Source organism: Rhizobium sp. 2MFCol3.1 (genome assembly GCF_000377565.1).
Classification (GTDB): Bacteria; Pseudomonadota; Alphaproteobacteria; order Rhizobiales; family Rhizobiaceae; genus Rhizobium.
On record NZ_KB898353.1, the window covers coordinates 297,913 to 311,174 of the forward strand.

The 13,262-nt window shown below is 61.6% G+C and carries 11 protein-coding genes; 3 read left to right on the top strand and 8 right to left on the bottom strand.

The window, feature by feature from the left end:
- Window positions 1-54: 54 nt before the first annotated feature.
- On the bottom strand, window positions 55-1,311 hold the full coding sequence (locus tag D460_RS0101330) for an ABC transporter substrate-binding protein (RefSeq protein WP_018896686.1): 1,257 nt from the start codon (window positions 1,309-1,311) through the stop codon (window positions 55-57).
- A gap of 236 nt (window positions 1,312-1,547) precedes the next feature.
- Between D460_RS0101330 and D460_RS0101335 the strand changes: the two genes are divergently transcribed.
- Window positions 1,548-2,273 (top strand): GntR family transcriptional regulator, encoded by a 726-nt coding sequence (locus D460_RS0101335; protein WP_245267702.1) that lies wholly within the window; start codon window positions 1,548-1,550, stop codon window positions 2,271-2,273.
- A 29-nt stretch (window positions 2,274-2,302) separates the two neighbouring features.
- Here the strand turns inward: D460_RS0101335 and D460_RS0101340 are convergent, their stop codons facing one another.
- Window positions 2,303-3,631 (bottom strand): DUF882 domain-containing protein, encoded by a 1,329-nt coding sequence (locus D460_RS0101340; protein WP_245267696.1) that lies wholly within the window; start codon window positions 3,629-3,631, stop codon window positions 2,303-2,305.
- 325 nt (window positions 3,632-3,956) lie between these two features.
- On the opposite strand from D460_RS0101340, the gene D460_RS0101345 reads away from it, so the two are divergent.
- Window positions 3,957-4,355, top strand: a complete 399-nt coding sequence (locus D460_RS0101345) for a hypothetical protein (protein ID WP_018896689.1) — start codon at window positions 3,957-3,959, stop codon at window positions 4,353-4,355.
- 66 nt (window positions 4,356-4,421) lie between these two features.
- Here D460_RS0101345 and D460_RS0101350 read toward each other — a convergent pair whose 3' ends face one another.
- Window positions 4,422-5,723 (bottom strand): hemolysin family protein, encoded by a 1,302-nt coding sequence (locus tag D460_RS0101350; RefSeq protein ID WP_026282673.1) that lies wholly within the window; start codon window positions 5,721-5,723, stop codon window positions 4,422-4,424.
- A gap of 250 nt (window positions 5,724-5,973) precedes the next feature.
- Here D460_RS0101350 and D460_RS0101355 point away from each other — a divergent pair, with 250 nt between their 5' ends.
- Window positions 5,974-6,894, top strand: coding sequence for a GGDEF domain-containing protein (locus D460_RS0101355; RefSeq protein ID WP_018896691.1), 921 nt, complete (start codon window positions 5,974-5,976; stop codon window positions 6,892-6,894).
- Window positions 6,895-6,925: 31 nt separating this feature from the next.
- Here D460_RS0101355 and D460_RS0101360 read toward each other — a convergent pair whose 3' ends face one another.
- The 5 genes from D460_RS0101360 to D460_RS0101380 form a co-directional block, all read right to left on the bottom strand.
- Window positions 6,926-7,189: a hypothetical protein gene (locus D460_RS0101360; RefSeq protein ID WP_018896692.1), complete on the bottom strand. Its 264-nt coding sequence runs from the start codon at window positions 7,187-7,189 to the stop codon at window positions 6,926-6,928.
- 98 nt (window positions 7,190-7,287) lie between these two features.
- Entirely contained in the window at window positions 7,288-9,417 is a 2,130-nt protein-coding gene (locus D460_RS0101365) for an HlyD family efflux transporter periplasmic adaptor subunit (RefSeq protein WP_018896693.1), read from the bottom strand.
- On the bottom strand, window positions 9,414-10,796 hold the full coding sequence (locus D460_RS0101370) for an HlyD family efflux transporter periplasmic adaptor subunit (protein ID WP_018896694.1): 1,383 nt from the start codon (window positions 10,794-10,796) through the stop codon (window positions 9,414-9,416). Before D460_RS0101370 ends, D460_RS0101365 begins: the two co-directional genes overlap by 4 nt.
- A 10-nt stretch (window positions 10,797-10,806) precedes the next feature.
- A complete protein-coding gene (locus D460_RS0101375) occupies window positions 10,807-11,568 on the bottom strand; it encodes an efflux RND transporter periplasmic adaptor subunit (protein WP_018896695.1) in 762 nt (253 codons plus the stop codon).
- Between the two features lie 21 nt (window positions 11,569-11,589).
- Window positions 11,590-13,053, bottom strand: coding sequence for a TolC family protein (locus tag D460_RS0101380; RefSeq protein WP_026282674.1), 1,464 nt, complete (start codon window positions 13,051-13,053; stop codon window positions 11,590-11,592).
- Between the last annotated feature and the right edge of the window lie 209 nt (window positions 13,054-13,262).

The following is a 13,262-nucleotide window of genomic DNA, read 5'->3' on the forward strand; positions in this document are numbered from 1 at the left end:
GCGCGAGACGAGGGCAGACCGCTATGGGCCTGCCCTCGTGCGTTCAGTCGAGGCTCAACGGCTTTCCTTGAGCTTTTCCAGTCGCCCGGCGAGCGAGGTCAGGCCGGACTTGATATCGCCACCGCCGGACAGCATGTCGTGGACGGAGCGATAGAAGGCCTGCGACACGCGGTTGTAGCTGGTGCCGGTATAGCCCGAGGGACGCACGGCGCTATCGGCGAAGGCCTGCTGGTTGTCCTTGAGGAAGGGGATCTTCGCCAGCACGTCCGGGTCGGTGTAGAGCGCCGGGATCGACGGATTGACCGCATCCTGCAGCGCGCGCTTCTTCTGCATGTCGGGGCCGGTGATGAAGTTCACGAAATCCGCCGCGACGTCAGCCTTGGCGCTGTACTTCGAAACGCCGTAATACATCGGGCCGAGGCATCCGCTCGACTTCTGGCCTTCCATGCCGACGGGCAGCGGCATGACGCCGACCTTGTCGACAACTGCGCTGCCTTCCTTGTGCGACGTGCCCCAGACATAGGGCCAGTTGCGGTGGAATACGGCGTTGCCGGATTCGAAGACGGCGCGAGAGGCTTCCTCGTCATAGTTCAGCGTACCCTCGGGGCTGATCGAGCCGATCCAGCCCTTGGCCTTCTCGATCGCTTCGGCGGCCTTCGGATTGTCGATGGTCACCTTGCCATCGTCGGAGATGATCGTGCCGCCGCCATTCGATGCAACAAGCTCGATCGCGTCGCAGGTCAGGCCTTCATAGCTCTTGGCCTGCCAGGCGTAACCCCACATGTCGCCCTTGCCGTCGGCGCGCTCCTTGTCCTGGATTTCCTTGGCCGTGGCGGCCAGCTCATCCCAGGTCTTCGGCGGCTGCTTGCCGTATTTCTCGAGTAGATCCTTGCGGTAGAACATCAGCCCGACGTCCATGTAGGCAGGCATGGCGACCAGATTGCCGTCTAGCTTGGCGGCATTAAGCGTCGAGGCGAAGTGCTTGTCCTGATCGGCCTGCGGGATGACGGTCTTCAGGTCGAGAAGGCCGTTTTTGAACATGCCGAGCCAGATGACGTCGAGGAAAAGCACGTCGATGTCGGTCGACTTTGCGGCAATCAGCTGCTGATAGATCGGGATCGCGTCATCGAGCAGCGCCGGCATCTTGTTGATCTTCGCTTCATTGCCCGTCTTCTCCTTCCAGGCATTGGCGACATTGGTGCACAGCTCGAATTCCGTCGGCGCGCAAAATACGGAAATCGTCTCAGCGTGGGCCGTTCCGCTCCAGAGGGCGGCGGAGAACGCGAGGGCGGCAAGGCTCTTCTTAAGCATGATGGGTTCCCTTGATTGTGATAATGCACGGCATCGTCGGGGCTCTTCTGGCTCCTTGCCATCAATAGGACTGGTTATGACCAGTTATGTCAATATGGACTTTCGAGAGAATTGCGTTGAAGATGACATTGGCAGAGGCGGCCAAGGCCCGGGGAAAATCGAATTTGAAGACGCTCGAAACCGAGGACACATTGATCGCAACACGCGGCGTCATCGATCGCGACGACCCGCGGCCACTGCACAAACAGGTGTATGAGGCGCTGCTGGCGGCAATCAGCGACGGGCGTCTGCCGCTGCGCGGCAAGCTGCCTTCAGAGCGTGAACTCGTCGATCTCTACGATGTGAGCCGGATCACCATTCGCCACGCGGTGCGCGAACTCATCCAGCAGGGGGTGGTGCATAGCCAGCCCGGCAAGGGGCTCTATGTCACGGAACGCGGCGACGGTTTCGAGCTTCAGGTGCTGAAGAGCTTCACCAGCATTGCGCTGGCCAATGGTCGTGCGCCGGGCCACCAGCTGATCGAGGCAAGCCTCGTGCGGGCACCGCTCGAAGTCAGCAGGCCGCTCTTTCTCGCCCCCGGCGCGGAGGTCGTGGTGCTATCGCGTCTGCGTTTGCTCGACGATATTCCGGCGGTGATCCAGACCGACTGGATTCCGGCCGGGCGTGTGCCTGGGCTGCTCGATCTCGATTGGGGCATCGCCAACCGCTCTCTCTATGAAGAGCTGCGCCAGCGCTACGGCATATTTCCGAAACGTGGCCAGACGACGCTGAGCGCCCGTCTGGCGGGCGACGACGAGGCGCGATTGCTGCAACTCGCGCCGCCGGCGGCAGTCCTGACGGTCGACCAAATCGCCTTCGACGATCGCAATCGGCCGGTCAACATGACCGCGCTCGTGCACCATCCGGCCCGTTACCCGCTGACGTTGCTGCAATCGGAAACCGGCGATTTCACGCAATACTGATTGGTGAATGTATCCGCTGAGGGCTCGCCTTAGCCGTCTAGGGCGAAGCGGTCCTCATCGAATTCCTCCTCGGCAAATTCGTCGGTGTCGCTATCCATCGCCGGACCGACGTCTTCGAGCGTCGTCAGGCGCATGCCTGATGGCCGTGGTGCGGTCATCTCGATCTTCATACCCGGTGGCTGCAAGGCCCAAGCGACCAGCGCCTTGCCGGACATGGCGCCGACGCCTGCCGATACGACCTGCGGTTCCCGAGGAGCGACCGCGGTCATGTCGGGGCGCTTTGCCGCCCCGCCGGCAAGCGAGCCGCCTGCGTGGAGGGCGAAGAGCAGCTGGCCAGCCGATCCCTTGCCGGTGACGGCGGTGGCGAGCAGGACTGGCGCGGCGGGCGTGGGAACGCTTGCCGTGACGGTTTCATCGAGCGCCGGCCTGAAAGTCGGCAGCGGCACGGTGAGGGAGGCCAGGTCAGGAACCTTGCTATCGGTGTTGTCGGCGCGCGGCGTCGGCCGGGCAAGCTGAAGCTCGAGGCCGCGTTCGGCACGCGTCTGCGGCACAGGCAGCATTGCGGTTACGAGAGCGCGGGAGGGTGCCGGAGCGCCTTCGTCATCATCGCTCTCAGGCGTGCGGATGGTCTCGATTGCCACAGGGCGATTGCGCTTCTTCTGGTCGGCGAGCGCCAGCTCGTAGCCGGGCAAGGCACGGCCATCGGCCGGCAGATGCAGCGTGCGGCCGCTTGGGAAGAGCCGTGCCAATTCCATGCGCGACATGCGCGGCCAGGCGCGAACATTGCCCACATCGAGATGCACGAAAGGCGAGCCGGACGTCGGATAATAGCCGACGCCGCCCACCTGCATCTGCATGGCGAGGCCGCGCAGCGTGGCGAGCTTTACGCCCGGAATATAGAAGTCCATCGCCTTGCCGAGCATATGCTGGCTCTTCTTGGCGACACCTGTCACCCGCGAGCGGGTGCGCAGCATGTTGTTCGTGGCCGGAGAGCGGTAGGCGGAGACGACGTGAATGGGTTCCTTGGCGCCGCTGCGCTGGTACACTTCCCAAACCAGATCGAGCAGGCGCGGATCCATCTTGGTCGGTTCGTTGCGGCGCCAGTCGCGCAGGAAGCGGTTGATCTGCGCCAGGCCCTTCGGATCGAACTTGCCGTTGCGCTTGAAGACGATGGTCGCCCGCTCTCCCGTGTGGGTGAAATAGAGTTTCAGCGCGCGGTCGTCGGCGGCCGCCTGTGCGGCGCCGGCCATGGCCGCGAATATGATCAGGGCGATCATCACCATTCGGTGCGCGGCAAGCGACACAGCCAGGGCCAGCATGGTCACGGGAACGGAAAAGACTGCATGGTACACGAACACGACTTCCGTCATTGTTGAAGGGTGCGAAGGCCGGATGCTTGCGATCGGCGAGGTCGCTTTGCAGCCGATTATGGTCAACAGATTCCTAACGTATCGTTTATGAGGAATGGATTATCGGGACAGTGGGACCGCGCGTGGCCTTACTGCTTGGGCGTTCGGCGGATCGGGCGCGGCGCGGAAGGTGGGGAAGGCGCGCGCAGCCGGGTGGCCGTTTGTCGAGCGTCCCGCAAAGCGACATGGCCGCAAGAAAAGCGCGCGACGGTCACAATCCTGTCGCTTCGATCCTTATCTCTTGGGACATGATTCCAGAATGGAGGAGCGAGAATTGAATAATCTATACAAGATGTTGGCAATTGCCGTGGGAACGACGGCAACGATGGTGGCGCCGATCGCGGCGGCCCAAGCGCCGGCCGCCGACCCGCTTGTCGGTCGGGCGTGGATCGAAACCAAATCGCAATCCGGCCTGCCCGGCGTGATGATGGTGTTCATGGCCGATGGCAGCCTGCTGATGGATTCCTGCTGGGAAACATATGCGCTACGCAAATGGAGCCGCACTTCTCACGATACCGTTACCTGGGACGAGGATGGCGCCAAAATCACCGCGAAGGTGAAATCGGTGTCGCCGAGCCAGCTGACCCTGAGCGTGAAAGCCGGCAAGGATACGGTCGAGCACCGCTACAGCGTCGCCAAGGTGCCGTATGTCTGCCCTGACATGAAGCGCTGAGCTAGGCATTGTGCCGCGAGCGGATATCCTGACCGGATACCGCTCGCGACATGTCTTCCGAAGTGATTACTCGACGTCGGCCGTTTGGCGCGTGTCCAGCGAGCTGACCAGGATCTTGTCGATCCGTCGCCCGTCGAGGTCGATGACCTCGAAGCGCCAGCCATCCTTGGTGAAGCTTTCGCCAAGCACCGGAAGGTGCTTCAGCTCCTCGAGAACGAGACCTGCGACTGTCTGGTATTCGAGATCGTCGCCAAGCTTCAGGCTCATGAATTCAGCGAACTCGTCGATCGGCGTCCAGCCGGACACCAGATAGGAGCCGTCGTCGCGGCGCGCGATCGCCTGTTCGTCGGTCGGGCCATCCTGCAGCGCGCCCATGATCGCTTCCATGATGTCGCCGGAGGAAATGACACCTTCGAAGTGTCCGTACTCGTCGAAGACAAGCACCATGTGCACGGGCGACGTCCGGATCGCCTGGATGACGCTGATGGCATTGGAAAGATCGGAGACGATCGGCACGTCCTGTGTGATCGCCTTCAGATCGGCGGTGCCATCGACGGACATGGCGTCGTAGAAATCCTTGACCGCAAGCACGCCGAGCACCTCGTCCGAACTGCCCTTTCTGACCGGCAGGCGCGAGCGCTTGGTGTTGTGCAGCTGGGCGCGGATCTCCTCCAGGCTGTCGTCCACGTCGATGATCTCGACGTCGCGTCGCGGCGTCATCAGCGCGCGCGCGGTGCGGTCGGCAAGCCGCATCACGCCGGAGATCATGGCGGATTCCTCGCTCTCGATCACGCCTGCGGATTGCGCTTCTGCGAGGACCGTCTTGATTTCCTCGTCGGAGACATTGTCGCCGCCCTTACCGGATTGTCCGAGCAGCTTCAGCACGAGTTTGCCGGAAGCATCGAGCAGCCAGACCAGCGGTAGCGCCATCTTCGACAGGACCGCCATGGAGGGCGCGACCTTTGCGGCCACAGCTTCAGGTTCCCGCAGCGCGATCTGCTTCGGCACCAGTTCGCCGACGATCAGCGACAGATAGGTGATGGCGATGACCACGGTGCCGACGCCCACGGCATCGGCCACCGTCGGCGACATGCCCTGAAGCTGCAGCCAGGCCGTCAGGCGGCTACCGAGCGTGGCGCCCGAGAAGGCGCCGGAGAGAACGCCGACGAGCGTGATGCCGATCTGCACGGTCGACAGGAACCTGCCGGGGTTCTCGGCAAGTTTTATGGCTTGTGCGGCTCCTCTGCTTCCGTGATCGGCGAGAACTTTGAGGCGGGCGGGCCTGGAAGACACGACAGCCAATTCCGACATGGCGAGCACACCATTCAGGATGGTGAGCAAGACCACAATTCCAATTTCGAGAAACACAGGAGCCCTTGTTCGTTGACGATGATGACGCAAGATAGGTGTAATCACACCTGTTGCAAAGCGGCGGCTCCGATTTTATCGCGCGCGGAACCGGAGAATTCATCGTTGCCATGTGTTTGGTAAATTAGCATTTTAAGTCAGAAGAGCTTAACTTTCGTCTGCTACACAACCAGCCATACTTGTTGCGATCACGTGTATGGCCGACGAAGAGATACTTCCACCAGAGATCCTGACTTCGATATTGATGCGAATGTTCGAGTTCGCACCGATCGCCATGGCTGTGTCGACCAGCGACACCGAGACATCCAGCTACCTCAAGGTGAACGACGCCTATCTCAGGCTTACGGGCCTGAAATGGGAGGATATCAGCGGTAGAACGTTGATCGCTGAGGGTGCCGCGATCAGCAGCCCGGCGCGCGATCGGCGTCATCGCATGCTCGCCGAAGACGGCGGCTATGTGCTGGAGGAAGTCGATATCCGTCACGCCGACGGAACGATCCTGCCAACGCTGATCTCCGCGCAGCGCACGGTCATCGATGGTGTGTCCTTCGATGTCGAAGTCATCCTCGACGTCTCCGCCCGCGTTCGCCATCAACACGAGATCGAGCTTGCGCTCCGCGCTTCGGCGCGCACCGATGCGCTGTCGGGCCTGCCCAATCGCGCCTGTTTCGATGAAGTTCTGGCCGAGCACCTCGAGCGGCGCGATGAGACCGACAAGCTCCTGGCGCTCGCCTTCATCGATTTCAACGGCTTCAAGGCTGTCAACGACACGATGGGGCATGCCGCCGGCGACGAGGTGCTGAGGATCATCGCCAGCCGCTTCCGTGACAGCTTCCGCGCCAATGATTTCATCGCGCGCATCGGCGGCGACGAGTTCGTCGTTCTCCTCGAGGTTGATCCTTCGCATCTGAACGACGTGGAACTTACGCTCAAGGATGCGGTGGATCGCATCTTCAAACCGATCGCTGTCGAAGGTGTGGTTGTGGAATTGGGTGCTGCGATGGGCGTCACGCTTCTGCAGCCGGAGGACGACGCGGCTTCCTTTGTCAAGCGTGCGGATAATTATATGTATCTGGCGAAGCAGACCGGTGATCGGCTGGCCATGATCTGGCTTGGGCAGCCCGGAAGCACCGAGGCGATCGCAAGGCTTGTGACCGGCACGACCGGCTAAAGCCGTCTCGCCTGCCTTTCTGATATCGAGATCAATATTCCGGCGGCAGCGGTAGCTCGGCGGCGGTGTCCTCAAGCTCGGCCTGCGCGGCCTTCATCGTTTCGTCTTCGCTGGTAAAGGGGTTGCTGTCGACGGAGGGCAGCTCGCCGTTCATGTCGGATACGCGGTAGAACCAATTTTCATTGGCGCCATTGATCGTCAGCCGGAATCTGCCGTGGCTGGCATAGGCCCGGCCGGTCGTGTCGCGCTTCCAGATGGAGTGACGATGAGTTGTCCGCGTCCTGAACAGGCGCATTGCGCATCCTTTCCGCTGTTGATCACCCGGAATACTATCCCCGGTTTGTGATATAAAGCGCTGACGCCCGCAATGGTTTCACAGTTATTACCAAAACCTCAGGCACCGGCCTCCCGGACGAGAACTTTTACAACCTGTCGCCAGACACGGCCGGCAATACTTTCGCCTTTGCCGTTCAATACAACCACGCCTCTGACGGTCTCCGACAAAGCCTTGCCGGATACCTCGGCGGTGATCGCATACTGTGCCGAAACAGGGCTGAGGCGCAGACGTTCATGGGCGTTCTGCGGATGAACGGCGATCTCCCCGTGATACTCGGAGGTTAGCTGCGGAATATCGATCTCGGAGGCGCCCGCCGAGGCGATGGAGGTAAGCTGCACGGGCAGCGAGGACTGCGTGAGATCGTCAGGGATGAAGTGGCCAGTGGCGCCGACGTCGAGGCGGCCGCGGTCGCCGCCGGACAAAAAGCCGCGCGCCGCCATGCCGGATGCGCCGGCGATGGTCCCGAGCTGGTCCTTCCGGCTGATCCAACGGCCGAGATGGACCTGCGGATCGATGTCGATCACGGTGCCATCGAACGGTGCGCGAACGATGAGCGATGCCTGCCGGCGCGCCAGCCCATCACGCTTGGCCTCGAGCGCGGCCAGTTGCGATTGAAGTATGCCGCGATCGACGAGGTTTTGCGGATCGGCCAGCACGCGCGCTAGGCGGTAGCGTGTCAGCTCGGCCTCGATCTCGGTGGTGCGAAGTTCCTGCTGCAACTCGGGGCGGACGATGGAAAACAGTACGTCGTTCTTCTTCACGACATCGCCGCGCTTGATCCCGATTGCCTCGATCTTTCCCGGCTCCATCGGGAAAAGCCGCGTGAACTCGTTGGGATAGAGCGCCGCCGGGGCCGAGACGCTCTTGAAGATCGGCAGCGAGAGCAGTGCGACGATGGCAAGGAAGATCGCCAGCGACAGATAGCTGCGTCTGCTCGTGATGATGTCATGGCGCATGGTCCACCACTCCCGGAGTTCGGACAGGATCGGCCGAAGGATGAAAAAGCCGATCTCGACGGCAAACAGCATCACGCCCACGATCTTGATGGTGAAGTGATAGACGAGGAGCGCGATGCCGAAATAGAGAAACAGGCGGTAGATCGTCGTGGCGATCGCATAGAGCGTCACGATCACGTCGAGCTTCGGTCCGAAGCGATCGGGCCGTTCCTCGCCGGTGTTGAATAGTAGATTGCGGATCCGCCAACGCAGATGCCGGAAGGCGCGCGGCTGCAGGTTTTCGACGCCGAGGAGATCGGCGAAGATGTAATAGCCGTCGAAGCGCATGAAGGGATTGAGGTTGACGATCAGGCTGAGCACCCAGCCGGTCGCCGCCAGGACGAAAGCCGCGGAACGAAACGGCCCGTCGGGGAGGAACACCCAGAGCAGCAGCGCGAAAACGGCGATATGCATCTCGGTCAGCACGCCCGCCGTATCGATCTTCAGCCGATCGAAACGCGATTTCAGCCGCCACGCATCACTGACGTCGGTGTAGAGCAGCGGCACCAGCACCATGAAGGCGATACCCATGGTGGGAACGCGGCAGCCATGGCGATGCGCGACATAGGCGTGGCCCAACTCGTGCATCGACTTGATGAAGCCGACCGAGATCACCGAGACCACGATGCCCTCAAGCGTGAAAATGTAGGGAAACGTGCCGGTAAAGGCATCCCATTGCCGGGACACCAGATAAAGGCCGAGAATCGCGGCGCAGATGGTGAGCGCATGGAATGCCGGGCTGAAGAGCCCCGTAATGTAAGGCGCGGTCTTGCGGATGAAGCGATCCGGCCGCACCAGCGGAATGCGGAAGAAGAGGTAGTTGTGGATCAGCCGCATGAAAAGCGAATGGCGGCGCGTCGCGCTGGCATGAAGCGCGCGCCAGGTCGCCGACGCCGGTTCGGTCACGAAGAAGCTCGTCTCCAGCATCCGCATCGCGGCATAAATCTCCTCCTGCTCGGGAAGCCGTCCGAACTGCGCCTGCACGGCCTGGATGAGACCGCGCAGCGAGCGGGCGAAATTCCAGAGCGTCAGCAGCTGGAACATCTCGAAGGTGATGCGGAAGAAGCGGTTGCGGACTGGATCGAGCACGATCCAGACCGGCTCGCCAGACAGGCTGGTGCCGCCGCGCACGATCTGCAGATCCTCGCGCAGGGGCGGCAGTCTGAGATCGGGCGAGGGTGATACGCTCATAGACCCAGCCGTTGCCTGATCGCGGCAATCGGCCGCCGGAACAGATAATAGGCCAGCGGCACTTTCTCGCCGAAGATCTGAGACGTCCCGCGAATACCGAGACGCAGACCGCGCTCCGGCACCGCGTCAAATCCGGCATAGATGCGATAGGCCAGAATGTTGCCCTCGATCATCTGCGGATCGAAGGAGGAGGACAGCGTTTTCGCCGCAACTGGATGCAGCGGATCGGCATCCAGAAAGGCGCTGACCACAGCGCCGTTCTCGACCGCGATGGCATCAGCCACCGGCACGTCGATGCGCAGTTGAACGCGCTTGGGGTCGGCCACTTCCATCACGCGTTCGCCGATCGATACCGGCCGGCCGATCCAGTCGCGCTTGTCGGTGAAGATGACCACGCCGTCGGTTTCAGCCTTCACGCTCGTGCGCGCCAGCATGTCGGCCGCGTAATCGCGCTTGGCCGATGCGACGCTCAATTCGCTTCGGGTGACCGCCAGATCGCGCCGGGCTTCCGGGTCGGCGATGGCGCGTTGGCTGATCTGCATCAGCTTCGCCTGCGCCACCTTCACATCCTGCTCGGCGACGCGTAGCTCGTTTCGAAGGGCTGTATCGGCCAACCTGAAGAGCGGCTGTCCCTTGACGACGGTTGCGTTCGGATTGACGAGGATCTCCTCGATCGCGCCGTCGAGTGGCGCCGCGACGATCTCCGGCGCGACCGGAACCACCTCGCTCGGCGCCAGCACCGTCATGTGCACGGGGATGAACATTGCCGCTATTGCCAGCAACGCGGCGGTACCAATCAGCGGCTTGATCGGCAGATTGCGCTTCAGGCGTCTTGGTCCGCTGAGCGCCCGCCAGGCGTGGGAATAGGTCTCGGCCAACCTTTCGGCCAGCAGCAGGTCCGCCTCCGGCCACGGCGTCTCGCGCGCCAAAAGCATGCCCGCGAAGATATGGCCGTCGCGCAGCTGAAACGGCACCCAGGCCATGAAGCGGAACGGATAGCTGTCCTGCTCGATCTCGCCGGGCGGACAATAGGCGGGGAGGGTGAAGGCCTTGATCTTCGCGAGCCCTGCCTCGCGCGACAGCTGCCTGATGACGCCCTCGACGAAGCGGATACGCGGGGCGTTTCGATCCACCGCGCCGATCGACGACACCGTCTCGACCTTGAAGACACCCTTCGATACCGACAGCACGAAGATCTGCCTGGCCTTGGTGAGCTTCATCGTCTCGTTGGCGATCAGAAAGCGCAGTTCGCCGACGCTTTCGACACGGCGCGCGTCGGCTTCGATCCTGAGCAACAGTTCGTAGGCGTGCTGCGCGGCGGCCGCTGCCGGTGGCTGAAGCTTGATGGGATCGTTGACTGGCTTTTCGACACCTTGCATCTGCGTATGCCTACTCACTCGGGATTTTGAACACTGTGGGGCCGCTCATCCCCGGCAGGACGCCGGTGGCCTGGCCAGAAAAACGCCCGGTCACCTTGACCGTCTGGCTGACCGGATCGACGGTCGCGCCGATGCGGATAATATCGACCGGCAGGGTCTTGGCCGTTTCGTCGACGCTCAATGAAAACACTTCGCCTTCGCGCAGCCAGCGCAGCCAGACGGAGGGCACCAGCACATCGACCAGCAGGTCGTTGCTGGCGACGATGTGCATGATCGGGCGGCTCGGTTCCGGGGTTTCATGTGCATGGGAGGGCATGGCGCCGATCCGGCCGTCGAAGGGCGCCCTTATCGTGCAGCGGCCAAGCTTGCTGCGATACGCATCGGCCTCGCCCGCGGCCTGGTTGGCCTTGGCGCGCGATATGTCGACCTCGAACTTGCCGGCAGCATTCGAGCGCGCCAGCCGCTCATCGTTGGCAACGGCGATCTGGGCCGCCGCCAGCGCCGCTTCGGCGGATTTGAGCTGGGCCTGGATATCCCCGCATTCGAAGGTGGCGAGGATGTCGCCCTTGTTGAAGCTCTCGCCTTCCTTGAAGGGTAGGGTGGCGATGGCGAAGCCGAGATCGCTCGATATGGAGGCTTCGTCGGCGGCGCGGACGATGCCGCGCAGCCCTTCCAGCGATGCCGTGGCATCCGCCGCATCATTGCCGGCGGCGTAAGCTGCGCCACCGGCCAAAAGTTGTATCATCAGAACGGATGCCGCTATGTGCTTCATCACGGTCTCCCATGCCGGCGGTTATTTGGCCGCAACGAGGTCTGTCTTCAATTCACCGCGCTCCAGCCACATGTCACGCAATTGGCCAGCCATCTCCTTGACGGGCTGGGTGGTGCGCAGTGTCTGCGGGAACGGATCGATGCCGAGCGATGCGTAGATGTTCGCATAGGCGTTCTGGAGGTCGGCATAGGCCATATCAAGCTTTGCATCGGCCAGTAGCGCGTTCATCTCCTCGCGGATCAGCATCTGCTCGCTGGTCTTCTGAGCGTCCGTTTCAGTGCGCACCTGTGTCAGGATCCGATGCGAGACGTTAGAGAGAGCGGCCGCCGTCGAATAGGAATGCTTCAGGTGGGCATAGCGCGCGCGGCTGATATGGACCTGCGTCATCACAGCCATCGCCACCGAAAGCGAGCGCGTATCCAGCATCTGCTTTTCTGCCTCGATCTTCTTGTTGACCGCAGGCAGTGTCGCGAGCTTCATCAGATTGAAGCTGACCTTGGCGCCCCACGACACCCAGTCGTTGGTGGCGATATAGTCGTTGGAATCGTAGTTCGGGCCAGCGTAGAGGTTGATGCCGGGCAGCAGGTCGAGAAGCGCCGCATCCACTTCGCGCTCGTTGATTCGCAGCCGGTAGGAGATTTCGCGCATCTCCGGGCGGTTGGTGGCGGCGATATTGAACATCTCCTGCGAGGTGTAGCTGATCTTCAGCTGCGTATCGCGGCGCTTGGGAACCTCGAGCGTGAATTCCGTGCCGGGGTTTACGTTCATCAGCGCGGAAAGCTGCGTCTTGGCGACCAGCAGTTCGCCTTCCAGCAGTTCCACCTCGCGCTTGACCTCGATCAGTTCGCGCTCATAGGTAAGCGCCACAAGCGGCGACGTTTCGCCGTTGGACGAAAGATTGCGGGTGTCCTTAAGCGCGCGGGCGACACGGCCTTCCAGCGCGCGCATGCGGCCGACGAGACGCTGGTAGCTCACCGCGCGCCAATAGGCCGTGCGGACATCCTCGATCACCTTGTTGACCATACGCCGCTTCATCTCATCCTGAACCAGCACTTCGTCGGTCGCCTGCTTTGCGCGCACATAGGAGAGGCCGAAATCGAGGATGTTCCACGAGGATGTTAGGTCGGCCGTGACAATACTATCATCGCGAGTAGAGGCCTCGGTGGGGTCCGCTTCGCTGCGGCCGGCATAGCCTGCGCCGGCTACAATCTTAGGCAGTGCGGAATAGCTCACCAGATCCGCCTCCCGTAATTTCAGCGCCGCCTGCATGACCTCTACCTTCGTATCGAGGTTGTACTTCAAGGCCCTCGCCATGGCCTCGTACAAGTCTACCCTGTCTGAAATGGGCTCTTGATTGGCGGTGGCAAGGGCAAGCCTCTCCTTGCCGAAATTTGCATGTGCCTCAGGGGGTAACGGTTTGGGCGTAACGGTGCATCCGCTCGCGATCAAGCTGACGGAAACGACCAGAAATACAGGGATTTTCATTCATTCATTCCTCGAACCTGTACCGCAGACAACGGTGTCTGACATGGGTGAAGTCTGCGGAAGTGCAATTGCAAGGGTGTAAAATACACAATCATGACGAGTACTTTGAATGCGAAACTGCCGCCTGATTGCCTTCAGTCTTTGCTAACATGGTTAATCAAGACTTAACAAAACACAATTTTTCAGAGCATTCTTTATTGGTGTGTGCT